The organism is Streptomyces sp. NPDC052036 (genome assembly GCF_040680495.1).
Lineage (GTDB): Bacteria > Actinomycetota > Actinomycetes > Streptomycetales > Streptomycetaceae > Streptomyces.
The window spans coordinates 261,086-285,294 of the sequence record NZ_JBFAWW010000008.1 but is presented as its reverse complement, the minus strand read 5'-3'; the positions used below and the strand labels follow the sequence as shown (position 1 = coordinate 285,294).

Below are 24,209 nucleotides of genomic sequence, written 5' to 3'. Positions count from 1 at the left end.
TCAAACCCCGCCACCAGAGCAACGAGCACCATCTGCGCTGGTCACGCTTCCGACGCCGCAGCCAGGCCCGAGCCCGCCGATCCCACTACAAACGCCGAGGCCAAAACCCTCAAATGCGGTTGCAGTACTAGCCTGAATGGACCCTCGGTGGGCGTGAGGCCGGGCAGCGGAATGCGCAGCAGAGAGCCCCGGAAGCGCGTGAACGGCTTCGATGCTGCTCGTGCCGGTCCGCGGGGTGGGACTGCGTGAAGACTGACAGGCCGCGAACCCGGTTTTGTTGATCGATCACCCATTGGTCTCGGAACGGGCTGCTCGCAGTACTGTTCTTAGCGCGCATGATGGCGGTCCCAGATCCGTGGTGGCGAGGATCTGGGACCGTGTTGATCGTCTTCGGACTGCAGCCGACGCGCCCTATCTGACCTGGACATTTACGGCTGAGACTCTCAGCGTTGGTTGGGCTGCTTGCGTCTTATCGCCTCGGCCATCTGCTGACGGGCGACGTACAGCGCCGTGTCCAGTCGGCGGGTCCCAGTGAGTAGGCACAGCATGTGGGTCGCATCTTCGAGCCGACGGGCGGTCTCGGCGCTGTGGTCGACGGCCAGGCGGCGCCTCAGCGTTTCGCATCGTTCGACCAGCTCGCGCAAGTGCGAAGGGTACGCCATGACCAAGTCTGCCTCCCGTGCCGACCGGGCCCCACCGATCACTCTTCACCCATACGGTCGCAGCCATCGACGCCTGTCGCATCCCGGGAACATGCAGCGACAGCTTGTTCGCACCGGTGTCCTGCGGCCCCCGGGCGTCGGGCCGGGGACCGTTCTAGGCAATAGAACGCAGCACCGTGGGAGGCCGGACTCGTACGACTCCGTTGGCGGCTGTCTTCTGGAGCAGGCCGTAGGCGAGGACCGGGAGCAGTAGGTGCGGTTTGTCGGGGAGCACGGCGGTGATCAGGACGGCGCTGGCGCTGCTGTTGTTCATGCCGCAGGCGAGGGTGAGCGAGGAAGCGGCGGGCGGGTCCAGCCGCAGCAGCCGCGCCGCGCAGCGGCCGAGCACGAACGACAGCTGGCAGACGAGTGCCGCCACGACCAGCGCGGCGCCCAGCAGTAGCGGGCGTGGCCGAGCGACGAAGGAGCCGAGGGCGCCGCTGGCGTTGACGTACGTCAGGACCAGCGAGCCGGCCAGGGCCACAGGCACGACTGCGCCCAGCGCCCGGCCGAGCAACGACGCGGGCAGGGCGAGCCGGAACAGGATGCCCGCCGCGCAGGGCAGCACCACGCCGACGAAGGTGAAGCCACCGCCCGCAGTGTGGACACTCGCCGCGAGCGAGCCGGCGTAGCCGCCACTGAGCAGCGGAGACAGCAGCTCGATCACCAGCGGTGTGGTGATTGGGCTGATGAGGGTAGAGGCGAGGACCAGGCCGACCATGGTCGGTTGGTCGCCGTCGCCCTTGCCGGTCCACACCGTGGCGCCGGCCGCCACGGGCATCGCCACGATCAGGATCATCGCGGTGACCAGGCCGCTGCCGCCGTCGGAGTCGGGCGAGGCGTGCAGCAATACCGCGATGAACGGGATGACCAGCAACGGGATCGCCAGGCGCAGCGCGAGCCCGGCGAGCAGTGCACTCGGGCGCCGCAGGACTCGGCCCAGCTCACGGACGGGGACCTGGAGCCCGGATGAGAACAACACCAGCCACAGCAGGCACGGGGCGGTGGACACCGGCAGTCGGATCAGCGGTCCCAGCGGCAGCGCGTGGGAGTGGCGCAGCCACAGGCCGGGGCCCGGCACGAGCAGGGCTGCGGCGTAGGACAGGACGACGGCCCGGCCCAGACGGCGCCGCAGCCAGGCGGTCGCGCGGTCAGTGGGCGCCGAGGTGGCGGGGGGAGCGGGTGCGTGCATGGCGGTCTTCTTCCGTCGCGGGGGGCAGGGGCGGGACGGAAGACCGCTATGCGGAGACCATGTGCGTGCGTGTGCATGGAGCCATGGTGCGCGCACGGAACGGGCGGGGCGGGTGATCCACGGCGGCAGTCAGGATGTGTTCAGGCACCCGATGCCACGGTCGGGCAACATGGCATACGAGACATCTGAGAATCCGGTGCTTGAGGAGGTCGGCCAGGCAGCCCCTTCCCGTCACCGGCTGCGCAGGAACAAGGTGCCCGAGGTCACCGTCTGCTTCTGGGTGATCAAGGTGCTGTGCACCACGGTCGGCGAGACCGCCGCCGAGCTCCTGAACGAGAAGGCTGGCCTCGGGCTGACCGGAGTCTCGCTGCTGATGAGCGCGCTGCTCACCGTCGTCCTGGTGGTGCAGTTCCGCACAAAGAGCTACCGCCCGGGCGTGTACTGGCCCGCCGTCGCCCTGATCAGCGTCGTCGGAACCCTGGTCAGCGACAATCTCACCGACAACATGGGCGTGGCGCTGGAGACCACCGCCACGGTCTTCGCGATCGCCCTAGTCATCGTCTTCGCCCTCTGGTACCACACCGAGCGCACCCTGTCGATCCACCACATCGACACCACCCGCCGCGAGGCGTTCTTCTGGCTCGCCGTCCTGTTCACCTTCGCGCTCGGCACCTCCGCCGGCGACCTGGTCGCCGAGGAGATAAACCTCGGCTACTGGGTGTCGGCCGTGCTCCTCGCCGCGGCCATCGCCGCGATCGCCCTCGCGTGGTTCTCCCTCGACCTGAACGCGGTCTGGACCTTCTGGATCGCCTACATCCTCACCCGGCCTCTCGGCGCCTTCGTCGGCGACTACCTCTCTCAGCCCACCGGCGACGGCGGCTTGGGCCTGGGCACCGTCGTCACCAGCGTGCTGTTCCTGGCGGTCATCCTCGGCCTGGTCGTGTACAGCGCCCTGCGGCGTCGTGCCGCCTGCTCATAACGCCTCGTGCCGGACCGTCCGCTCCCGCATCGGGGCACGCGCGGAAGGGGCTTGACCAGGCACGGACCGGCTTTGGAGGAAGCACTACAGGCGGGCGATGATCGTGAGGAGCCGACCCCTGAGTGGTGGACACGCTGATACTGGATCTGCTTGATCCGGAGGAAGCGAGAAGACCGCCGATGGCAAAAACATCCGGCCGCCAGAGGCGGTCACCCGCAAGGAGAAGAAGGCGAACGCCGCCTCCTACGGCTACAGGGGCAGCCTCGGTGACGTCGAATACGACCACCTGATCAGCCGAGGTACCAGCGGCGAAACTCTCCATGAGTAGAAAGAGTCCATCGCCTTTTATTCCTGTGCTCCGGTATCTGTCATACTCATGCCGAAACCCCGCGATCAACCTCGGTGGAAAGTCTGGGTCGACATGGGTGACCATGCTTTGCAGGTATTCCGCCACGAGTGGAGCTTGCATGAGCCTCATAGTGATCTTCTTGGAGCTGCTAAGGCCGAGGTCGTTTAGGTTTATTTTGTCGCGAGGTGACAGCGAGTGAAGGGCCGTTGAATCGGCGAGTTCACTCGATATAAGTCGACTGCAGACGACCTCAAGTTCCGGGAACTTGATATCGCTCATCTCGTTCTCAAGATTCCTGTCCACCCAATCGAGGTGCTCCTTCTTCATTGCTCTCAGCACCTCATCGGGGTAGTCGGCCGGCTGGCCGTCCACGAGTCGATGGCAGGCCGCACATAAGAGTAGTAGATTCTCGAAACTGTTCCTGTCTTTGTCGGAGACGGTCGAGTCGGCGCGCGGGCCTTCATTCGAAAAGGCTACGATATGCGCAATGCCACCAACGATCGTGATGCTGCTTTGTTTCGTGGCGGGATAGATGAGCTTCCTCCGGCCCGATGGAAAGGCACAGCGACCAGCGGCGGAGCCGAACAGCTGCTTGATCGTCTGCTCCGTGTAGGACCTCGATACTATGCTCCCCCCAACTTCTGCGGTACCAGGCTATGTTCATGGGCCGATCAATGCCAGATCCATGTAGGTTCATCACTCTGGCCAGTGTCGTGCAGCCCCGCAGCGGCCTGCCTGTGGAGGCGCCAGCTAACTACCGATCTCAGGTGCAACGCTCCGGGTGTGCTGCCGGCCACTTGTGAACTGAGGTCGGCGGAACGGCTTTGACCGGTGGCCTGCCTGGTCTGGGGTCGAGCATGATCAGGGGGCCGTACGCTGGTTGGCAACTCGGGCAGGCTTTGGGCCTGACCGCAATGTGCACGAGTGGCCCCTGGTCTTGCTCGACGCGGGACCCGGACCGGGGAGGTGGCTAAAGCCGTGGAGCTGACCGCCCCAGTCACGACGTACCCCCTCTCTGACGTCAGGCGGCTAAGGCCGGGGCCAGCATCGGGCACGGGCGATGAGTACGGCGACGTCGTCGTGGTCGTCCGGATCGCGCAGTGCGTCCAGGAGCCGGTCGCAGGTTTCTTCCGAGGATCGGTTGGGGCTGTGGAGCAGTTGGAGGAGGAGGTCCAGGCGGTCGTCGATGGCGTGGTGGCGGGTCTCTCGACCAAGCCGTCGGTGTAGAGGACCAGTCGGTCGCCGGGGGCCAGGCCGAACGTGGTGACTTCGAAGGCGACCCCGCCGATCAGCATGGGCGCATGGTGGAACGCACGACAGTCGTGCACACCCTCACCCCGGAACAGAACCCACCGGGGAGGATGGATCGAGCATGACCCGACCGGGCACGCAGTGGTGCGATGCACCTGCGGCCTTGACAGCGGCAGCGTGCCGGAAACACAGGCAGTGCAGATTGCGGCCGAGGGCCGGGCCGCGCGCGGGGAGCGGAGCGAGCCGCCTTGATGACGCACAGAAAGTCGTAACTCACCCCCCTGAGGCAGTCCACAGCGGCAAAGCTCATGGACTCACATGCCTCCTAACGCCAACGAGCCCCCTTCCCAGTCAGGAAAGGGGGCTCGCGGAACCATGCAGTCACGCACAGGCAGTGCGGACCTCAGACCCACTCCACCTCGGAGACGATGTGCGGGGAACTTCCAGGGCCCGGCAGCGGCGTCCGAGAGGGCGCCGGCGGCGCCGAGGGGCGAGTGACCGAAGCGCCGACCGCACCCAATGCAGCCGCCACCTCGTCCTTGCTCACAGCCGCCAGCGTCTCAATCACCCGATCGAGTGCCTCGCCCACCTCAGTGCGCGTGACCACTCGAAGCGGGTGTCTGACCTGCGTTCTTGACCGTCAGAGGAAGCAACTTCTTGCCGGTCGGGCCGATTTGTATCCGAGTGTCCATCTGGGGGCACACCCCGCAGTCGAAGCACGGTGTCCAGCGGCAGTCCTCGACCTCCGTCTCGTCGAGGGCGTCCTGCCAGTCCTCCCAGAGCCAGTCCTTGTCGAGGCCCGAGTCGAGGTGGTCCCAGGGGAGGACCTCCTCGTAGGTGCGCTCGCGGGTGGTGTACCAGTCGACGTCCACGCCGAAGGGAGCCAGCGCCTTGTCCGCGCAGGCCATCCAGCGGTCGTACGAGAAGTGCTCGCGCCAGCCGTCGAAGCGGCCGCCGTCTTCGTAGACCGCGCGGATCACCGCGCCGATGCGGCGATCGCCGCGAGAGAGCAGGCCCTCGACGATGCCCGGCTTGCCGTCGTGGTAGCGGAAGCCGATCGAGCGGCCGTACTTCTTGTCGCCGCGGATCTTGTCGCGGAGCTTCTCCAGACGCACGTCCGTCTCCTCCGCGGACAGCTGCGGAGCCCACTGGAAGGGGGTGTGCGGCTTGGGGACGAAGCCGCCGATCGAGACCGTGCAGCGGATGTCGCCCGAGCCGGAGACCTCGCGGCCCTTCTGGATGACGTGCGTCGCCATGTCGGCGATCTGCAGCACGTCCTCGTCGGTCTCCGTGGGCAGGCCGCACATGAAGTACAGCTTCACCTGACGCCAGCCGTTGCCGTACGCCGTGGCGACCGTCCTGATCAGGTCCTCTTCCGAGACCATCTTGTTGATGACCTTGCGGATGCGCTCCGAGCCGCCCTCGGGGGCGAAGGTGAGGCCCGAGCGGCGGCCGTTGCGGGTCAGCTCGTTGGCAAGGTCGATGTTGAAGGCGTCCACGCGGGTGGAGGGGAGGGACAGGCCGATCTTGTCCTCCGTGTACCGGTCCGCGAGGCCCTTGGCGATGTCGCCGATCTCGGAGTGGTCCGCGGAGGACAGGGAGAGGAGGCCGACCTCCTCGAAGCCCGTCGCCTTCAGGCCCTTGTCGACCATGTCACCGATGCCCGTGATGGAGCGCTCGCGCACGGGGCGGGTGATCATGCCCGCCTGGCAGAAGCGGCAGCCACGCGTACAGCCGCGGAAGATCTCGACGGACATGCGTTCGTGGACCGTCTCCGCGAGGGGGACGAGGGGCTGCTTCGGGTACGGCCACTCGTCGAGGTCCATGACCGTGTGCTTGGACACGCGCCACGGGACGCCCGACTTGTTGGGGACGACGCGGCCGATACGGCCGTCGGGGAGGTACTCGACGTCGTAGAAGCCGGGGACGTACACCCCGCCGGTCTTCGCCAGGCGGAAGAGGAGTTCCTCGCGGCCGCCCGGGCGGCCCTCCTCCTTCCAGGCGCGGATGATCTTCGTGACCTCCAGGACGGCCTGCTCGCCGTCGCCGATCACCGCGCAGTCGATGAAGTCGGCGATCGGCTCGGGGTTGAAGGCGGCGTGGCCGCCGGCCATCACGATCGGGTCGTCGACGGTGCGGTCCTTGGCCTCCAGCGGGATGCCCGCCAGGTCCAGGGCCGTCAGCATGTTCGTGTAACCCAGCTCCGTGGAGAAGGACAGGCCGAACACATCGAAGGCTTTCACCGGGCGGTGGCTGTCCACCGTGAACTGCGGGACGCCGTGCTCCCGCATCAGGGCCTCCAGGTCGGGCCACACGCTGTACGTGCGCTCGGCGAGGACGCCCTCCTGCTCGTTCAGGACCTCGTAGAGGATCATGACGCCCTGGTTGGGCAGACCGACCTCGTACGCGTCCGGGTACATGAGCGCCCAGCGGACGTCACAGGAGTCCCACGGCTTGACGGTGGAGTTCAGCTCACCGCCGACGTACTGGATCGGCTTCTGCACATGCGGGAGCAGAGCTTCGAGCTGCGGGAACACCGATACAGCGGCTTCGGCAGACATCTCGCGACTTTCGTGGGCTGGAGGGAACTGATGGGGGTGACCATCAAGCCTAACGCGCTCTGGGCTCCGCCCCGGACGGCCGGACGGTCCGACGGCCGGGCGGACCGGACCGACGGCCCGTCCGACCGGCTCAGATGTCGGTGGCGGTCCGCACCTTCTGCCACATCTCCGGGAGGGCCGCCTCCGTGGCCGCCGCCCGCTGTTCCTCCCGCCCGTACAGAACGCCGTATGTGAAGGTGCTCTCCCTCGCCGCGTTCGCCTGGGCCGACAGGTCCAGCAGGGCGTCGCGGACCATCACGCTGTCCTGGTGGTCGCCCAGCAGCGTCTGCAGCGACTTCATCGACTTGACCAGGGTCCCGGCGGGCTTGCCCAGCGCGGGCACGGCGGCCTCGGCCGCGTACCGGGTGCGCTTGGTCTTCTTGCGCGCCTCGTGCACCGCGACGTCCCGGTCGTGGCCCGGGGGCAGGTCGAGGGCCTGGCCGACCAGGCCGGCGACCTTGCGGAAGTCCTTGCGCACGGCCTTGGCGAGCGCCTTCTCCGGGTCCTTGGCGGCCGCCTTCAGCAGGGGCGGGTCGGCGATCAGAGTGTCGAGCGTGTTCAGCAGGTCCAGGTAGCGCTCGCCGTCCAGGACCTCGATCAGCCGGCGCCGGGAGCCGCCGCGCCGGGCCTCGGACCAGGAGCGCAGGCGGTTTCGGACGGGGCCGGAGACCAGGGGCGCGGGCAGTTCGGACACGGCGGTCGTCAGATGCTCGGTGAGGACCTCCAGGTCGCGGCCGAGGCCCAGCTCGCCGGCCAGCCACTTCAGCTCGTCGGCGATCGGGTCGGTGACCCCGCGGTCCAGGATCTTGCCGAACGAGCGGAACGTGCTGCGCAGCCGGCGGGTGGCGACGCGCAGGGAGTGCACCGAGTCGAAGACGTCCCGGCGCACCGCGGGGTCGAGCTCGACGATGGCGTCGCGCTGGGCGCGGACGTAGGCGAGGACGTGGTCGCCCGCGGTGGCGGGGGGCCCTGGTGCACGGACCGGAGCCGGGGACGGCTGCCGCTCGCCGGTCTCGGCGGGCTCGGGGCGGCCGCCGGTCTCCTCCAGTGCCCTGGCGAGCTTGGAGGCGGCCGAGGAACGGTTCACGCCCGCCTTGCGGAGCTTCTTGTCGACCTTGTCGAGGAAGGCGGGGTCGCCGTCGTCCGCGAGCTCCACCTCGATCTCGGTCCAGTCGGCGGTGCCCGTGCCGCCGCTGAGCCGCTCGGCGTGCACCCGGTCGAAGCAGACCTCGGCGAGCAGGGTGCCGTCGGCGTCGACGAGGTGGCGGGTGTCGCGGGAGGAGCGCAGCCGGACCACGGGGATGAGTTCGGCGCCCCGGACACGGGAGCGGACGAGGCCGTGGAGGTACGGGGGGACGGTGTCGGAGAGCGGGGCGTGGACCTCGTCGCGCACGCCCTCGGCGACCGGCAGCTTGAGGTGCCAGCCGGCGTCGCCGCCGCCGGTGCGACGGCGCAGGGTCAGGGAGGCGTCGGCCAGCCTCGCGTCGGCCGTGTCGTAGTAGGTGGCGTCGAGTTCGGCGATGCCCTGGTCGACGACGGCCGAGACGCCGCCGACGACGGTCAGGTCGGGCAGTTCGTCCCCGATCTCGGCCTCGTATTTGCGCTCGATTTCGCGTTTCGTGTCCGCCATGGACCGAATCTAGTGGCAATCCGGCCGGGAGGGCAGGGTTCGTCGTCGTTCGTCCGGAACGCGCCCCTCCGGCCGGACCGCGGGCCGCGGTCCGGTCGGCCGAAACACCTCCGGGCCCACCTCGCGCCCCACTCACCGAGCCATGCGCCCTACGAGGCACAGCCCCGTGCGCCGACACTGCCCCCTACGCCGACGCGACCGCCACAGCCGCCGCTCAGGCCGACATCGGCCGTTGCACCCGGATCGACTGCAGCAGTCCCACCGCTATCCAGACGGCGAACATGGAGGAGCCGCCGTACGACACGAACGGCAGGGGCAGGCCCGCGACCGGCATGATGCCGAGGGTCATGCCGATGTTCTCGAAGGCCTGGAAGATGAACCAGGCGATGATGCCGGCGGCGACGATCGTGCCGTACAGCTCGGTCGTCTCCCGGGCGATCCGGCAGGCCCGCCACAGGACGACCCCGAGCAGCACGATGATCAGGCCGGCGCCGACGAAGCCCAGCTCCTCGCCCGCGACCGTGAAGACGAAGTCGGTCTGCTGCTCGGGCACGAACTGGCCGGTGGTCTGCGAGCCGTGGAAGAGGCCCGCGCCCGTGAGGCCGCCGGAGCCGATCGCGATGCGCGCCTGGTTGGTGTTGTAGCCGACGCCCGCCGGGTCGAGGCTGGGGTTGGCGAAGGCGGCGAAGCGGTTGATCTGGTACTCGTCCAGGATGTGCAGCTGCCATACGGAGACCGCGCCCAGGGCGCCCGCGCCGAGCAGGCCGAACACCCAGCGGTTGGAGGCGCCGGAGGCGAGCAGCACGCCCAGCACGGTGACGGCCATGACCATCGTCGAGCCGAGGTCGGGCATCAGCATGACGACCATCATCGGGACGGCGGCCAGGCCCAGGGCCTGCGCCACGGTCCGGTGGTCGGGGTAGGGCTTGTCGCCCGCGTCGACCCGGGCCGAGAGCAGCATGGCCATGCCCAGGATGATCGTGATCTTCACGAACTCGGAGGGCTGGAGGGAGAAGCCGCCGCCGAAGACGATCCAGTTGCGGTTGCCGTTGATGGTGGCGCCGAGCGGGGTGAGCACCAGCAGGATCAGCAGGAGCGAGAGGCCGTACAGGATCGGTACGGCCGTGCGCAGCGTGCGGTGGCCGAGCCAGATCGTGCCGATCATCAGGGCGAATCCGATGCCCATGTTCATCAGATGCCGGATCAGGAAGTAGTACGGGTCGCCCTGGTTGATCTCGGTGCGGTTGCGGGTCGCCGAGTAGACGAGGGCGGCGCCGATCAGGGACAGGGCCGTGGCCGACAGCAGTATCGGCCAGTCGAGCCGGCGGGCCAGTCCGTCGCGGGCGAAGATCCGGGTCCAGCGCGCCCGGTCGGGGCCGTACCCGGGGACGGAGAAGCTGTTCGCTCCGGTCATGTGAGGATCCTCCGCCTCTTCTTCGGGCGGGCCGAGCGCCGGGCGGTGCGGCGGTTGCTCGCGGTGGGCGAGGGCACGGTGGCCGACGGGTTGTCGGTGGGGGCGTTCCCCTGCTGGTCCTGCCCGCTCGCCTGGTCGGCGCTCGGGTCGTACTTCTGGACCTTCTGGGCCTCGATCGAGCCGTCGGGGTGGATCTTGGGCAGGCCCTGCTGCGGGGTGGGCAGCAACGCCTTGCTCTTGTCGATCGAGCCGTCCTTCTGGACGCCGTACAGCGCGTTGTAGATGTTGTGCACGGCCTCACCGGAGGCGCCGGAACCCGTACCGGCCTGAGCGATCGTCATGATGACCGCGTAGTCCTTGGAGTAGGTGGCCAGCCAGGACGTGGTCTGCTTGCCGTAGACCTCGGCGGTACCGGTCTTGGCGTGCAGCGGGATCTTGTCCTGGGGCCAGCCGCCGAACTTCCAGGCGGCGGTACCGCGGGTGACGACGCCCGCGAGGGCCTGCTCCATGACGTCCCGCGTCTTCTGGCTGATCGGCAGATGCCCGTGCGACTTGGGCTTGATCTCGGTGACCTTCTTGCCGTCGGGGCTGACGACCGCCTTGCCGATGGTCGGGTTCCACAGGGTGCCGCCGTTGGAGATCCCCGAGTAGATGACCGCCTCCTGTATCGGCGTCAGGAGTGTGTCGCCCTGGCCGATGGAGTAGTTGATCTCGTCACCCTCGCGCATCTTGTTGCCTTCGAGGCAGTTCTCGTACGCGATCTTCTCGACGTAGTCGCCGTCCTTCTTGCCCGTCTTGCACCAGGCGTCCTTGTTGGCCTTCCAGTAGTCCTGCTTCCACTGGCGGTCGGGGACCCGGCCGGAGACCTCGTTGGGCAGGTCGATGCCGGTGGGCTTGCCGAGGCCGAACTGGTGGGCGGTCTTGAAGAACCAGTCCTTGGGCTGCCCCTTCTTGGGGTTGATGCCGCCGTCCTTCTTCCACTCGTTGTCGGCGAGGCCGTAGAAGACGGTGTCGCAGGAGACCTCGAGGGCGCGGCCGAGCGAGATCGGGCCGAAGTTCTCTCCCTCGAAGTTCTTGAAGACCTGGCCGCCGACGGAGTACGAGCTGGTGCAGGGGTAGTTGCCGTCGAACTCGTAGCCGGCCTGGATCGCGGCGGCGGTGGAGACCACCTTGAAGGTGGAGCCGGGTGCCGACTGCCCCTGGATGGCCCGGTTGAGCAGCGGGTAGTCGGAGTCCTTGCCGGTGAGCTGCTGGTAGTCCTTGGCGGAGATGCCGCCGACCCAGACGTTCGGGTCGTAGGTCGGGGCGGACGCCATGGCGACGATCCGGCCGGTCTTGGCCTCCATCACGACGACGGCACCGGAGTCCGCCTTGTAGTTCTCGCCGGTGATGTTGTCGAACTGGTTACGGGCGACCTTCATCGCGTTGTCCAGCTCGTACTCGGCGACCCGCTGGACACGGGCGTCGATGCTGGTGACCAGGTTGGAGCCGGGCTCGGCGGCGTCGCTCTTCGCCTTGCCGATGACGCGGCCGAGGTTGTCGACCTCGTAGCGGGTGACGCCCGCCTTGCCGCGCAGCACCTTGTCGTACTGGCGCTCCAGGCCGGAGCGGCCGACCATGTCGGAGCGCAGATAGGGCGAGTCGGTGTCCTTGGCCTGCTGGATCTCGCCGTCGGTGACGGGCGAGAGATAGCCGAGGACCTGGGCGGTGTTGGCCTCGCCGGGGCTCGGGTAGCGGCGCACGGCCTCGGGCTCGGCGGTGATGCCGGGGAAGTCCTCGGAGCGCTCGCGGATCTGCAGGGCCTGACGGGGGGTGGCCTCGTCGGTGATGGGGATCGGCTGGTACGGGGAACCGTTCCAGCAGGGCTGCGGTGTCTTCGCGTCACACAGGCGGACCTTCCCCTCGACGTCCTGCGGCTTCATGCCGAGGACGCCGGCCAGCTTGGTGAGGACCGCCTTGCCGTCGTCCTTCATCTTCAGCAGGTCGGTGCGGGAGGCGGAGACCACCAGCCGGGTCTCGTTGTCGGCGATGGGCACGCCCCGCGCGTCCAGGATGTCGCCGCGTACGGCGGGCTGGACGACCTGCTGGACATGGTTGCCGGAGGCCTCCTTGGCGTACTCGGCGCCGTTGCGGATCTGGAGATACCAGAGGCGGCCGCCGAGGGTGCCGAGGAGGGAGAGGACGAGGATCTGGATGACGACCAGCCGGATCTGGACGCGGGGCGTCCGTCCGGTCTCGGGGATGTTAGTCATCGGCGAAGCCCACTGAGGTCGAGGGTGGTTGCGGAGGACGGGCGGGTGTCGGTCACTGCTGCCGCCCCGGCCCCGTGCACGTACGCGTCATAGGTGTACACGGCGGACCTGTGCGAACGGGCGGCCGGCTCCGGCGGGGTCACAGCCGTTTGACCCCCTTGATGCGTCCGGCCCGGGCCACCCGGGCCTTGGCGGCCTTGACCCGCAGGACCCCGCGCTGGCTGCCGATGCGCAGTCCGGTGCCCGAGGAGAGCCAGCCGGAGGAGACGTCGGCGGCCTTGGCGGATCCGGTCTCGGCGAGCGGGTCGTTGTCGATACGGCGGGCCAGCGCCATGATCCCGGGGACCACGAAGGGCGCGAGCAGCAGGTCGTACACAGCGGCCGTGGCCAGCAGGCTGGTGAGGCCCACATGGCGGGCGGCGGTGTCGCCGACGAGGGCGCCCACGCCCGCGTAGAGCAGGGTGGAGCCGATCGCGGCGGCGACCACCACGAACATCGGGCCGCTGGCGGACTTCAGACGGCCGTTCTCGGGCCGGGCGAGTCCGGCGAGGTAGCCGATGACGCACAGCACGAGGGCGTAGCGGCCGGCGGCGTGGTCGGCGGGCGGGGCGAGGTCGGAGAGCAGGCCGGCGCCGAAGCCGATGAGGCAGCCGCCGACATGGCCGTAGACCAGGGCGAGGGCGACGACCGTCAGGAGCACCAGGTCCGGGACGGCACCGGGCAGATGCAGGCGGGCGAGGACGCTCACCTGGATCACCAGGGCGACGATCACCAGGGCGGTGGAGAGCAGCATCCGGTTGAGGCGCATCTGGTTCGGCTCCTTGAGCGTCTGCTACTGGTCGTCGGACGACTGGTAGTCGCTGGACGCCTGGTTGTCGGCGGACGCCGAGGGCGTGACGGTGACGGTCACGGTCGGGGTGGGTGTCGGCTGGGGCTTCGGCGGCAGAACGGTGTCGCGCGGGTCCCTCTTCGGTGCCTGGACGACGACGCCGACGACATCGAGGCTGCTGAAGGACACGAACGGCTTCACATAGATCGTGCGGGTCAGACCGCCGCCCGACGGGTCGATCCGGGAGACCACGCCGACCGGGACACCGGGCACGAACGGCTTGTCGGCCTCGGAGCCGAAGGTGACGAGGCGCTCGCCCTTCTTCACGTCGGCCTTGCCGTTGAGGAGCTGGACGCGCAGCGGGCGGTCGCCCTGCCCGGCGGCGAACCCGAGTTCGTCGCTGCCCTCCATACGGGTGCCCACGGTGAAGTCGGGGTCGTTGGCCAGCAGCACGGTGGAGGTGTCGGGGCCGACGGTGGTGACGCGGCCGACCAGTCCGTCGCCGTTGAGGACGGTCATGTCGCGCTTGATACCGTCGTGGGCGCCCACGTCGATGGTGACCGTCCAGGAGAAGCCCTGGGCCGCTCCTATGGCGATGACCTCGGCGCCCTTGATCCCGTACTGTCCCTCGCCCGCCACCCGGATCATCTTGTCGAGCTGCTTGAGGCGGCTGCGGTTGCGGTCGTCGCTGCCCAGCTTCGCCTTCAACGCGGCGTTGGAACGTTCGAGTTGGGCGATGCGGTCGTGCCGCCTGGCGGAGTCGCGGACGGCCGCGACCGCGTTGCCGACGGGGTCGACGGCGGACGCCACCCCGTTCTCGATCGGGCCGAAGGCCGTGGCGGCGGCCTGGCGGGCACCTTCGACCGGTGAGTCCTGGCCGCCGCGGATGTCGACCGTGATCAACGCGAACGCCACGGCGATCAGCAGAACCAGGAGCAGCCGGCTCTCTCGTGTGTCCCTCACGTGCGGCGGCCGTGCCTTCCTCGTCGGAATGTGTAGGGGAACCCGGGGATGTAGGGGGGAGCTTATGTCTCTATATCAACGATCCGCCGCACGAGAGGCGATCGTCTCGTACGGCGGAGTCGGCGCGTCGCCTCATCTGCGGGGCTGGGCGTCCAGCACCTGCTGGAGTGCCTCGAACTCCTCGACGCACTTGCCCGAGCCGAGCGCCACGCTGTCGAGCGGGTCCTCGGCGATATGGATGGGCATGCCGGTCTCCCGGCGCAGCCGCTCGTCGAGGCCGCGCAGCAGGGCGCCGCCGCCGGTGAGGACGATGCCGCGGTCCATGACGTCACCGGACAGCTCCGGCGGGCACTTGTCGAGGGTCGTCTTGACCGCGTCCACGATGGCGTTGACCGGTTCCTCGATGGCCTTGCGGACCTCGGCCGCGGAGATGACCACGGTCTTGGGCAGTCCGGAGACCAGGTCCCGGCCGCGGATCTCGGTGTGCTCGTCGGCGTCGAGGTCGTACGCGGAACCGATCGTGATCTTGATCTGCTCGGCCGTCCGCTCGCCGAGGAGGAGGGAGTACTCCTTCTTGACGTACTGGATGATCGCGTTGTCCAGTTCGTCACCCGCGACGCGGATGGACTGGGCGGTGACGATGCCGCCCAGCGAGATGACCGCGACCTCCGTGGTGCCGCCGCCGATGTCCACCACCATGTTGCCCGTGGCCTCGTGGACCGGCAGGCCCGAACCGATGGCGGCCGCCATGGGCTCCTCGATGATGTGCACCTGGCGGGCGCCGGCCTGGGAGGACGCCTCGATGACCGCGCGGCGCTCAACGCCCGTGATGCCCGAGGGCACACAGACCACGACCCGCGGGCGCGCGAGATAGCGTCGCTTGTGGATCTTCAGGATGAAGTAGCGGAGCATCCGCTCGGTGATCTCGAAGTCGGCGATGACGCCGTCCTTGAGCGGACGCACGGCGACGATGTTGCCCGGGGTCCGGCCGATCATCTTCTTGGCTTCCGCACCGACGGCGAGGATGCCTCCGGTATTGGTGTTGATCGCGACGACCGACGGCTCGTTGAGCACGATCCCGCGACCCCTGACGTACACCAGCGTGTTGGCGGTCCCGAGGTCGACAGCCATGTCACGGCCGATGAACGACATTGAGTTCCCCATCAGGATTCGTCTGGCCTTCCCAAGATGAGCGTATGACAGCTTTTGTTGGGGCGGCGAAGTGGGTGCTGTGACGTGAAGGCTTACATCGTAGTCTCGCCCGCACGAAACACTGCGCGAGGGTCTTCGCCATTGTCAGCAGATGACGCGTCGCCTCGCTTGTGGAGACGGGCGTTCGGGGGTAGCCGTTCCCCCGAACGGCACGCATATGCCAGGGAGCGGCCGGGTTTGTTCGACCGGTTTCCACGGCCGCTCTTGGTCATACGTCCGAGTGACGTGAAAGGCCCTCAGGAATTGTTCACATTGCGGGAACGAAAGTTCATCATCCGGACGCCGGGGAAGCGTCCGGGGCTCAGAAGCGGCCCGGGAAAAAGATCTTGAGTTCCCGCTCGGCGGACTCCTCCGAGTCGGAGGCGTGCACCAGGTTCTCACGGACGATCACACCGTAGTCGCCGCGGATGGAACCGGGCGCGGCGGCGATCGGGTCGGTCGGCCCGGCGAGCGCGCGCAGGCCCTCGATGACCCGCTCACCCTCCACGACGAGCGCGACGACCGGACCGGAGGCCATGAACTTAACCAGCGGCTCGTAGAAGGGCTTTCCCTTGTGCTCGCCGTAGTGCTGCTCCAGCGTGTCCTGGTCCAGGGTGCGCATCTCCAGCGCACTGATGGTCCAGCCGGCCTTGCGCTCGATGCGGCTGATGATCTCGCCGATCAGCCCGCGACGGACGGCGTCGGGCTTGAGGAGGACGAGGGTGCGCGAGGTCACGAGAGGGCTCCTTCATCAAGGTGGTGCGGTGCGTAGAGGGTACAGGGCAGGTTCGAGTGACCGTCACGCAGCGTCAGGTCGACCCCGGCCCGGAAACGCTACGGGGCCGCCGGGCTGCTCTCGTGGTCCTGCATGGCCGCGAAACGGGCCTTGGCCTCGTCGATCTTCTTCCCGAAGTGCACCGACGCCCACCACAGTGCCGCGAAGACCGCGCCCATGAAGAACATCGTCGGCACGAAGAACCCGGAGGCGATCAGCGCGATCTGCAGGGTCCAGCCGAGCTGGACCCCGCCCGGGCGGGTGATCAGGCCGCACAGCAGGACGCACAGCGCCATCGCGATGCCGCTGACGGTCCAGACCGTGGTCGTGGACAGATTCGGGTCCTTCATGGCGACCAGAGCCGCGAAGCCGATGACGAAGAACTCGCCGATCAGGGTCGAAGCACAGAGCGTACGCACGACAGAGTCAGCCCTTCCCCAGGAGCAGTCGGGCCTCGCCGACGGTGATGACGGAGCCGGTGACGAGCACGCCGGCCCCCGCGTACTCCCCCTCCTCCTCGGCGAGCGTGATCGCGGCCTCCAACGCGTCGGGCAGCCGCGGCTCGACCTGGACGCGCTCCTCGCCGAAGACCTCGACGGCGATCGCGGCCAGCTCGTCGGCGTCCATCGCCCGGTGGCTGGAGTTCTGGGTGACCACGACCTCGGCGAAGACCGGCTCGAACGCCTCCAGCAGGCCCCGGACGTTCTTGTCGGCGCTCGCGCCGACGACCCCGATCAGCCGGCTGAAGTCGAACGCCTCGCTGACGGCCTCGGCGGTGGCGCGGGCGCCCGCCGGGTTGTGCGCGGCGTCCAGGACGACGGTCGGGGAGCGGCGTACGACCTCCAGACGGCCCGGGGAGGACACCGCCGCGAACGCCTTGCGGACGGTGTCGACGTCCAGCGGCTCGGGGCGCTGGGAGCCCACGCCGAAGAACGCCTCGACGGCGGCGAGCGCCACGGAGGCGTTGTGGGCCTGGTAGGGGCCGTGCAGCGGCAGATACACGTTGTCGTACTCGCCGCCGAGGCCGCGCAGGGTGAGCAGCTGGCCGCCGACCGCGATCTGCCGGGCGACGATCCCGAACTCCAGGCCCTCGCGGGCCACGGTCGCGTCGACCTCCACTGCCTTCTTCAGCAGCACCTGGGCCGCGTCGACCGGCTGCTGGGCCAGGATGACGGTGGCGTCCTGCTTGATGATGCCGGCCTTCTCCTCGGCGATCTCGCCGGGCGTGCCGCCGAGCCGGTCGGTGTGGTCCAGGTCGATGGGGGTGACGACGGCGACGTCGGCGTCGATGACGTTGGTGGCGTCCCAGCTGCCGCCCATGCCCACCTCGACGACCGCGACATCGACGGGCGCGTCCGCGAAGGCCGCGTACGCCATGCCCGTGAGGACCTCGAAGAAGGACAGCCGGTACTCCTGCGAGGCGTCGACCATCTCCAGGTACGGCTTGATGTCCTGGTAGGTCTCGATGAACCGCTCGGCGGAGACGGGGGCGCCGTCGAGGCTGATCCGCTCGGTGATCGACTGGACGTGCGGGCTGGTGTACCGGCCGGTGCGCAGCTCGAAGGCGCCGAGCAGGGCCTCGATCATGCGGGCGGTGGAGGTCTTGCCGTTGGTGCCGGTGATGTGGATGGACGGGTACGAACGCTGCGGCTCCCCCAGGACGTCCATCAGTGCCGCGATACGGCTGACGGACGGCTCCAGCTTGGTCTCGCCCCAGCGGGTGGCCAGCTCGGCCTCGACCTCGCGCAGCGCCTGGTCGACCTCGGGGTCGGCCGGGCGCGCGGGCACGTCGGCCTGCGGCAGGCCGCCCTGGGTGCGCAGGGTGCGGCTGCCGGCCTCGATCACCGCGAGGTCAGGGTCACGGGTGGTCTCGGCCTCGACGATCTCCTCGAAGGGATCGCTCTCGTTGGGGTCGCGCGGCGGCAGGTCACTCACGATGCCAGTCTACGGAGCGCCGGTGACAGACGCGGCCAAGGCCCCCGGACCGTAAGGTGCCGGGGGCCTTGGGTTCACCGTCGGGCGACGGTCGGGACCTGCTCAGGCGGCGGGAAGCCGGTCCAGCTGGGCCTGGATCCGCGTGATGTCCTCCTGCGCCTTGGCGAGCCGGGTGCGGATCTTGTCGACCACCTGGTCCGGCGCCTTGGCGAGGAAGGCCTCATTGCCGAGCTTGGCCTCGGCCTGCTGCCGCTCCTTCTCCGCCGCGGCCAGGTCCTTGGCGAGCCGCTTGCGCTCCGCCGCCACGTCGATCGTGCCGGACAGGTCCAGCGCGACCGTGGCGCCCGCGATGGGCAGGGTGGCCGTGGCCGTGAAGCCCTCGCCCTCCGGCTGCAGCCGCAGCAGCTGGCGGATGGCGGCCTCGTGCGGGGCGAGCGCCGTGCCGTCGAGGCTCAGCCGGGCCGGGACGCGCTGGCCGGGCTGCAGGCCCTGGTCGGCGCGGAAGCGGCGGACCTCGGTGATGACCGACTGGAGGGTCTCGATCTCCCGCTCGGCGGCCGCGTCCCGGAAGCCACTGTCCTTGGGCCACTCGGCGACGACGACCGACTCGCCGCCGGTGAGGGTGGTCCACAGCGTCTCGGTGACGAACGGGACGACCGGGTGCAGCAGCTTCAGCGTGACGTCGAGGACCTCGCCGAGGACGCGCTTGCTGACCTCGGCCGGCTCGCCGCCCGCCTGGAACGTCGTCTTGGACAGCTCGACGTACCAGTCGAAGACCTCGTCCCACGCGAAGTGGAAGAGGGCGTCGGACAACTTGGCGAACTGGAAGTCGTCGTAGAGCGCGTCGACCTCGGCGACCACCGAGTTCAGCCGGGACAGGATCCAGCGGTCCGTGGCCGACATGCGCGAGGCCTCGGGCAGCGGGCCCTCGACCGTCGCGCCGTTCATCAGGGCGAACCGCGTGGCGTTCCAGATCTTGTTGGCGAAGTTGCGGGAGCCCTGGACCCAGTCCTCGCCGATCGGGACGTCGACACCGGGGTTGGCGCCGCGGGCCAGGGTGAAGCGCAGCGCGTCGGAGCCGTACTTGTCCATCCAGTCCAGCGGGTTGACCGCATTGCCGAAGGACTTCGACATCTTCTTGCCGAACTGGTCGCGGACCATGCCGTGCAGGGCGATGGTGTGGAACGGCGGGGTGCCGTCCATCGCGTACAGGCCGAACATCATCATCCGGGCGACCCAGAAGAAGAGGATGTCGTAGCCGGTGACCAGGACGGAGTTCGGGTAGAACTTCGCGAGGCTCTCGGTCTGCTCGGGCCAGCCCAGCGTGGAGAACGGCCACAGGCCGGAGGAGAACCAGGTGTCGAGGACGTCGGTCTCCTGGTGCCAGCCCTCGCCGGTGGGGGGCTCCTCGTTCGGACCGACGCAGACGACCTCGCCGCCGGGCCCGTACCAGACCGGGATGCGGTGGCCCCACCACAACTGCCGCGAGATGCACCAGTCGTGGAGGTTGTCGACCCAGTCGAAGTACCGCTTCTCCATCTCCTGGGGGTGGATCTTGACCTTGCCCTCGCGGACCGCGTCACCGGCGGCCTTGGCGAGCGGGCCGACCTTGACCCACCACTGCATGGACAGACGCGGCTCGATCGTGGTCTTGCAGCGCGAGCAGTGGCCGACGGAGTGGACGTAGGGCCGCTTCTCGGCGACGATCCGGCCCTCGGCGCGCAGGGCGGCGACGATGGCCGAGCGGGCCTCGAAGCGGTCCAGGCCCTGGAAGGGGCCGTGGACGGTGATGACGGCGTGCTCGTCCATCACGGTGATGGCGGGCAGGCCGTGGCGCTGGCCGATCTCGAAGTCGTTCGGGTCGTGGGCCGGGGTCACCTTGACGGCGCCGGTGCCGAACTCGGGGTCGACGTGCTCGTCCGCGACGACGGGGATGGAGCGGTCGGTCAGCGGCAGCTTGATGAGCTTGCCGATCAGGTGCTGGTAACGCTCGTCCCCGGGGTGGACCGCGACGGCGGTGTCGCCGAGCATGGTCTCGGCACGGGTCGTGGCGACGACGATGGTGTCGTCCCCCTCGCCGTACTTCATGGAGACCAGCTCGCCGTCGTCGTCCTGGTACTCGACCTCGATGTCCGAGATCGCGGTCAGACAGCGCGGGCACCAGTTGATGATGCGCTCGGCGCGGTAGATCAGCTCGTCGTCGTAGAGCCGCTTGAAGATGGTCTGGACAGCCTGGGAGAGCCCCTCGTCCATGGTGAAGCGTTCACGGGACCAGGCGACACCGTCGCCTAGGCGGCGCATCTGCCCGGAGATCTGTCCGCCGGACTCGGCCTTCCACTGCCAGACGCGCTCGACGAAGGCCTCACGGCCGAGGTCGTCGCGCGACTTGCCCTCCTTGCCCAGCTCCCGCTCCACGACGTTCTGCGTGGCGATGCCGGCGTGGTCCATGCCGGGCTGCCACAGCGTCTCGTAGCCCTGCATCCGCTTGCGGCGGGTCAGGGCGTCGATGAGGGTGTGCTCGAACGCGTGCCCGAGGTGCAGGCTGCCGGTGACGTTCGGCGGCGGGATGACGATGGTGTACGGCGGCTTGTCGCTCTTCTCGTCCGCCTCGAAGTAACCTCGCTCTACCCAGCGTTCGTACAGCGGCCCCTCTACGTCGGCCGGCGCGTACTGGGTCGGCAGTTCGGTGGCGGGCGCTGTTGGCTGCTGCTGAGCGTTGTCGGTCACGGAGTCAGTTTAGAGGTGTCACGGCCCCGTCCCGAAACGGGATTCTTCGGTGACGGTGCGCCCCCCCCGGCCCCGTCGTGTCCCTCCGCTTGCGTCAGGATGTCGGATACGCATAAGCATCTGGAGGGGAACCCAGACGATGAGCAGCAACCAGCCGGGCCCGTACGGCGGACCGCCCCAGCAGCCCGGACCGTACGGTCAGCCGGGCCCCTACGGCCAGCAGCCGGGGGCGCCCCAGCCCGGCTACGGCTATCCCCAGCAGGCCCCGCCGGGTGTCCCGCCCCAGCAGAACCCGTACGCCCAGCAGCCGCCCGCGCCCCAGCCCTACGGCCAGCCTCCGGCCCAGCCCCAAGGTCAGCCGCCGTACGGCCGGCAGCCTCCGTACGGCCAGCAGTCCTACGGCGTACCGCAGCCGCCGGCGCCGGGCGGCGGCAAGAAGAAGACGGTGCTGATCGTCGCGGCGGTGGCGGTCGTGGCGGCGATCGCGGTGGGCGCGTATCTGGTGCTCGGCGGCAGTGGCGGCTCGGTCGCCGACGACGGCCCGCACAAGCTGACGACGCCGGCGACGGTCGTCGGCGGCACCTACAAGAAGGCGGACAGCAGCGGTTTCCCGGACGCCATGAGCGACGACGACCTCGCAGAGTTCGAGAAGTGGGGGGTGAAGAACCCCAAGGACGTCAGCGCCGGATACGAGAAGGGGACGGGTCTCTCGGTCAAGAACCTCACCTTCGGTGGCGTCTACGGCACCATCGACAACCCCGAGGCCGTCGTGGATGCCATGTTCACCAAGATCAAGGCGGAGTCCCAGAAGGACAAGACGGACAAGGGCAAGCTGCTCGGCAGCCCGGAGACGGTGCACCCGTCCGGCTTCTCCGGCGCCATCATGAAGTGCCAGCTGGCCCAGTTCGAGAACGACGAGGCGTCGGGCAGCGGTACCGCGAAGAGCTTCACCATGCCCATCTGCATCTGGGGCGACCACAGCACCGTGGCCGACGTCACGGCGTTCAGCTTCGCCTCCCTGACCGCCGGCCACGGGGGCACCGTCGACGAGACGGCGGACCTCGCCGCCAAGCTCCGCGACGACGTGCGCGTCAAGGCCTGACGCGTCGCCGAGGACACGACGGCGACGATCGCACCGTGGAAGGGGCCCCGGCCGATCGGCCGGGGCCCCTTCCACGTCCGACGACCCGGACGGTGGTTACGCCGTCTTCTGCTCCCCCGGTCCCCGGCCGCGGGCGTCCCTCGGGATCAGGGTCGGGTTCACGTTCGACAGGACCACGTCGGCGGTGATGACCACGCGGGCCACGTCCTTGCGGGACGGCACCTCGTACATCACCGCCTGGAGGACCTCCTCCATGATGGCGCGCAGACCGCGGGCGCCCGTCTGGCGGAGGATGGCCTGGTCCGCGATGGCCTCCAGGGCCTCGCGCTCGAAGTCCAGCTCCACACCGTCGAGTTCGAACAGCCGCTGGTACTGCTTGACCAGGGCGTTGCGCGGCTCCACCAGGATCTGCAGGAGGGCCTTGCGGTCGAGGTTGTGGACCGACGTGATGACCGGGAGACGGCCGATGAACTCCGGGATCATCCCGAACTTCACCAGGTCCTCGGGCATGACGTCCTCGAACTGGTCCTTGGACTCCAGCTCGCGCTTGGAGCGGATCGTCGCGCCGAAGCCGATGCCCTTCGCGCCGGCCCGGGACTCGATGAGCTTCTCCAGGCCCGCGAACGCGCCGCCCACGATGAACAGCACGTTCGTCGTGTCGATCTGGATGAACTCCTGGTGCGGGTGCTTGCGGCCGCCCTGCGGGGGCACCGACGCCGTCGTGCCTTCCAGGATCTTCAACAGGGCCTGCTGGACGCCCTCGCCGGAGACGTCGCGCGTGATCGAGGGGTTCTCGCTCTTGCGGGCCACCTTGTCGATCTCGTCGATGTAGATGATGCCCGTCTCGGCCTTCTTGACGTCGTAGTCGGCGGCCTGGATGAGCTTCAGGAGGATGTTCTCGACGTCCTCGCCGACATAACCCGCCTCCGTCAGCGCCGTCGCGTCGGCGATGGCGAACGGCACGTTCAGCATGCGGGCCAGGGTCTGGGCGAGCAGCGTCTTGCCGGAGCCCGTGGGGCCCAGCAGCAGGATGTTCGACTTCGCCAACTCGATGGCGTCGTCGCGGCCTTGGGCCCCGCCGTTCTCACCGGCCTGGACCCGCTTGTAGTGGTTGTACACCGCGACGGACAGGGCCTTCTTGGCTGCCTCCTGGCCGACCACGTACCCCTCGAGGAACTCGTAGATCTCGCGGGGCTTGGGGAGTTCCTCCCAGCGCACCTCGCTCGTCTCCGCGAGCTCTTCCTCGATGATCTCGTTGCAGAGATCGATGCACTCGTCGCAGATGTACACACCGGGGCCTGCGATGAGCTTCTTGACCTGCTTCTGGCTCTTGCCGCAGAACGAGCACTTGAGCAGATCGCCGCCGTCACCGATGCGTGCCACGGTGTGCTTCCCCTTCGCCTGGGAGACGCCTTACGTCCAGCGGCTCCTGGTGCTGCCTTATGTCCGACGGTACCTTGCCGGGCCCCCCGTTCGGGCCCCCCTTGGCACGGTTCACTTTGACGTGCACCGTTTCAAACCGTGCCAAGGGGCGGCAGAAGATACGGGTCCGGCGGTGATACGCCTCAGCGGACCGAGCTGTTGTTCATCTTCCGGGTGGAGATGATCTGGTCGATCAGGCCGTACGACAGGGCGTCCTCGGCCGTGAGGATCTTGTCGCGCTCGATGTCCTCGCGGATCTTCTCGATCGGCGTGCTCGAGTGCTTCGCCAGCATCTCCTCCAGCTGCGAGCGCATCCGGAGGATCTCGTTGGCGGCGATCTCCAGGTCGGAGACCTGGCCGCGGCCGGTCTCGCTGTAGGGCTGGTGGATCAGCACACGGGCGTTCGGGAGCGCCATGCGCTTGCCCGGGGTGCCCGCGGCCAGCAGCACCGCGGCGGCGGAGGCCGCCTGGCCCATGCAGACCGTCTGGATGTCCGGCTTCACGAACTGCATCGTGTCGTAGATGGCCGTGAGCGCGGTGAAGGAACCGCCGGGGCTGTTGATGTAGACCGAGATGTCCCGGTCGGGGTCCATCGACTCCAGGCACAGCAGCTGCGCCATGACGTCGTTGGCCGAGGCGTCGTCGATCTGGACGCCCAGGAAGATCACGCGCTCCTCGAAGAGCTTCGCGTACGGGTCGTACTCGCGGATGCCCTGCGAGGTGCGCTCCACGAAGCGCGGGATGACGTAACGGGATTCGGCCGAGGGGCCGGTGTACTCGGCGCGCGCGCGGTCGTAGATGCCGCTGCCGGGGAAGTCGTTCACGATGTCTCCTGAGAAGGGCTGAGGCGGTGGCTGGGGGCTGAGGGGCGCTGGGGCCGTTACGGGGCCCGGTGGG

18 protein-coding genes and 1 pseudogene are annotated in these 24,209 nt (G+C 68.7%); 2 read left to right on the top strand and 17 right to left on the bottom strand.

The features are described 5' to 3' along the window. Nucleotides 1-443: 443 nt before the first annotated feature. Nucleotides 444-662, bottom strand: a complete 219-nt coding sequence (locus AB0L95_RS15115; RefSeq protein WP_365161902.1) for a DUF5133 domain-containing protein — start codon at nt 660-662, stop codon at nt 444-446. Between the two features lie 154 nt (nt 663-816). Further along, nucleotides 817-1,893 (bottom strand): sodium-dependent transporter, encoded by a 1,077-nt coding sequence (locus tag AB0L95_RS15110; RefSeq protein WP_365161900.1) that lies wholly within the window; start codon nt 1,891-1,893, stop codon nt 817-819. Nucleotides 1,894-2,062: 169 nt separating this feature from the next. Here AB0L95_RS15110 and AB0L95_RS15105 point away from each other — a divergent pair, with 169 nt between their 5' ends. After that, nucleotides 2,063-2,872, top strand: coding sequence for a hypothetical protein (locus AB0L95_RS15105; protein ID WP_365161899.1), 810 nt, complete (start codon nt 2,063-2,065; stop codon nt 2,870-2,872). On the opposite strand, the gene AB0L95_RS15100 is transcribed toward AB0L95_RS15105, so the two are convergent. From AB0L95_RS15100 to AB0L95_RS15040, 13 genes and pseudogenes are all read right to left on the bottom strand, one after another. Beyond that, a complete protein-coding gene (locus AB0L95_RS15100; protein WP_365161897.1) occupies nt 2,817-3,593 on the bottom strand; it encodes a hypothetical protein in 777 nt (258 codons plus the stop codon). The genes AB0L95_RS15105 and AB0L95_RS15100 overlap by 56 nt on opposite strands. A 657-nt stretch (nt 3,594-4,250) precedes the next feature. Beyond that, nucleotides 4,251-4,627, bottom strand: a pseudogene (locus tag AB0L95_RS15095) (SpoIIE family protein phosphatase). A 435-nt stretch (nt 4,628-5,062) separates the two neighbouring features. Beyond that, complete coding sequence (locus AB0L95_RS15090; RefSeq protein ID WP_365161895.1) at nt 5,063-7,033, bottom strand: TIGR03960 family B12-binding radical SAM protein; 1,971 nt, start codon at nt 7,031-7,033, stop codon at nt 5,063-5,065. Nucleotides 7,034-7,163: 130 nt separating this feature from the next. After that, nucleotides 7,164-8,702, bottom strand: coding sequence for a CYTH and CHAD domain-containing protein (locus AB0L95_RS15085; RefSeq protein WP_365161893.1), 1,539 nt, complete (start codon nt 8,700-8,702; stop codon nt 7,164-7,166). A 214-nt stretch (nt 8,703-8,916) separates the two neighbouring features. After that, the gene (gene rodA / locus AB0L95_RS15080) at nt 8,917-10,116 is read right to left on the bottom strand and encodes a rod shape-determining protein RodA (RefSeq protein WP_365161892.1); all 1,200 of its coding nucleotides are present in this window, start codon (nt 10,114-10,116) and stop codon (nt 8,917-8,919) included. Continuing rightward, complete coding sequence (gene mrdA, locus AB0L95_RS15075) at nt 10,113-12,368, bottom strand: penicillin-binding protein 2 (RefSeq protein ID WP_365161890.1); 2,256 nt, start codon at nt 12,366-12,368, stop codon at nt 10,113-10,115. The genes rodA and mrdA overlap by 4 nt, the downstream gene beginning before the upstream one ends. 139 nt (nt 12,369-12,507) lie before the next feature. Next, a complete protein-coding gene (gene mreD / locus AB0L95_RS15070) occupies nt 12,508-13,176 on the bottom strand; it encodes a rod shape-determining protein MreD (RefSeq protein WP_355912043.1) in 669 nt (222 codons plus the stop codon). Between the two features lie 24 nt (nt 13,177-13,200). Continuing rightward, nucleotides 13,201-14,160: a rod shape-determining protein MreC gene (gene mreC, locus AB0L95_RS15065; RefSeq protein ID WP_365161888.1), complete on the bottom strand. Its 960-nt coding sequence runs from the start codon at nt 14,158-14,160 to the stop codon at nt 13,201-13,203. Nucleotides 14,161-14,292: 132 nt separating this feature from the next. Then, nucleotides 14,293-15,312 (bottom strand): rod shape-determining protein, encoded by a 1,020-nt coding sequence (locus AB0L95_RS15060; protein ID WP_234515679.1) that lies wholly within the window; start codon nt 15,310-15,312, stop codon nt 14,293-14,295. 361 nt (nt 15,313-15,673) lie between these two features. Next, complete coding sequence (gene ndk, locus AB0L95_RS15055; RefSeq protein ID WP_365161886.1) at nt 15,674-16,087, bottom strand: nucleoside-diphosphate kinase; 414 nt, start codon at nt 16,085-16,087, stop codon at nt 15,674-15,676. A 98-nt stretch (nt 16,088-16,185) separates the two neighbouring features. Then, nucleotides 16,186-16,545: a DUF4233 domain-containing protein gene (locus AB0L95_RS15050; RefSeq protein ID WP_365161884.1), complete on the bottom strand. Its 360-nt coding sequence runs from the start codon at nt 16,543-16,545 to the stop codon at nt 16,186-16,188. Nucleotides 16,546-16,552: 7 nt separating this feature from the next. Next, nucleotides 16,553-18,061, bottom strand: coding sequence for a folylpolyglutamate synthase/dihydrofolate synthase family protein (locus AB0L95_RS15045; RefSeq protein WP_365161882.1), 1,509 nt, complete (start codon nt 18,059-18,061; stop codon nt 16,553-16,555). 102 nt (nt 18,062-18,163) lie between these two features. After that, a complete protein-coding gene (locus AB0L95_RS15040) occupies nt 18,164-20,788 on the bottom strand; it encodes a valine--tRNA ligase (RefSeq protein WP_365161880.1) in 2,625 nt (874 codons plus the stop codon). A gap of 139 nt (nt 20,789-20,927) precedes the next feature. Here AB0L95_RS15040 and AB0L95_RS15035 point away from each other — a divergent pair, with 139 nt between their 5' ends. Further along, a complete protein-coding gene (locus AB0L95_RS15035; protein ID WP_365161878.1) occupies nt 20,928-21,890 on the top strand; it encodes a hypothetical protein in 963 nt (320 codons plus the stop codon). Between the two features lie 96 nt (nt 21,891-21,986). On the opposite strand, the gene clpX is transcribed toward AB0L95_RS15035, so the two are convergent. Together clpX and AB0L95_RS15025 are read right to left on the bottom strand one after the other, a co-directional pair. Then, nucleotides 21,987-23,273 (bottom strand): ATP-dependent Clp protease ATP-binding subunit ClpX, encoded by a 1,287-nt coding sequence (gene clpX / locus AB0L95_RS15030; RefSeq protein ID WP_365161876.1) that lies wholly within the window; start codon nt 23,271-23,273, stop codon nt 21,987-21,989. 182 nt (nt 23,274-23,455) lie between these two features. After that, nucleotides 23,456-24,136: an ATP-dependent Clp protease proteolytic subunit gene (locus AB0L95_RS15025; RefSeq protein WP_365161875.1), complete on the bottom strand. Its 681-nt coding sequence runs from the start codon at nt 24,134-24,136 to the stop codon at nt 23,456-23,458. Nucleotides 24,137-24,209 lie beyond the last annotated feature (73 nt).